The organism is Candidatus Thiosymbion oneisti (assembly GCF_900092655.1).
Lineage (GTDB): Bacteria > Pseudomonadota > Gammaproteobacteria > Chromatiales > Chromatiaceae > Thiosymbion > Thiosymbion oneisti.
Map to the genome: position 1 here is coordinate 1 of NZ_FLUY01001157.1, position 978 is coordinate 978.

Genomic DNA, 978 nt, shown 5'->3' on the forward strand with positions numbered 1-978 from the left:
CTGTTATACGTGAAATTCAACCTTAGGAGAAAACACATGACTGATCTTAGAAAAGGTTACGATCCAGAATTTCTGGGAAAAGGGGTTTCAATAGCTCTGCCAAAAGCGGGGCTGGAAATTGAAGATGATATTCTGTTTGTTCGAGATGACAACGAGAACGGACACATTATTGATTATATTCATTACTCAGTGATAATGAGTAAATTCAACAATCAAGCGCTAGTTTCCGCTGCAAATCTTGATCAAAATGAATTCCAACAAGTGTCCGGCAGAGACTGGTTCGTAGACCCTAGAATTGGTCTTAACAACCAAGTTGGTCCTGCAGCATATAAACGAAATCCTTGGGACCGAGGGCATCTAACTAGAAGAACCGCCGTAACTTGGGGGAGTAAGTACAAGGCAAAGCGGGCAAGTAACGATTCATGTTCGTATGCTAATGCCTCAATGCAACACGAAAATTTCAATCAAGATGAATGGCGTGTTCCCGAACGTATTGTTCAACATCTAGAAAAAGACAAAAATGGCCGTATAACAATCTTTACTGGGCCTGTTTTCACTCAAACTGATCGATGGTATACCCGCCGTACTCTACAGCAAAAGGTCCGAATTCCATCGGGTTTTTGGAAGGTTGTCGCGTATATCGGGAAAGAATCCGAGCAGCTTGAATCTCAAGCATATGTCCTCTACCAGGACGCGCGGTTTTTGCTTGATAAGCGTGGTCAGCATTCTATAGATATAAAAAACCACCAAGTTACTATTACTGAGATTGAACAGCTAACAGGTCTTGAGTTTGATGAAGCTTTGTTCAACAGCAACCCACTATATTTTTATCCGCGAGAGGGAATTAACGACGGTCCAGAGGGATTTTCTGCGCCTTTAGGTACTGTGCCAGAGGAGCTTAATCGAGGGGTGGTTTTCAACAGAGAAGATGCCAAAGCGCCAGAATTTGAAGCTCGTCGCCGAATCATTCCACACGAC

At 43.1% G+C, this 978-nt stretch carries 1 protein-coding gene; it reads left to right on the plus strand.

Annotation, left to right across the window (positions count from 1 at the left end):
• Positions 1-36: 36 nt before the first annotated feature.
• Positions 37-978, plus strand: a 942-nt coding sequence (locus tag BQ17_RS11825; protein WP_141699246.1) for a DNA/RNA non-specific endonuclease, incomplete at its 3' end; no start/stop codon positions are given.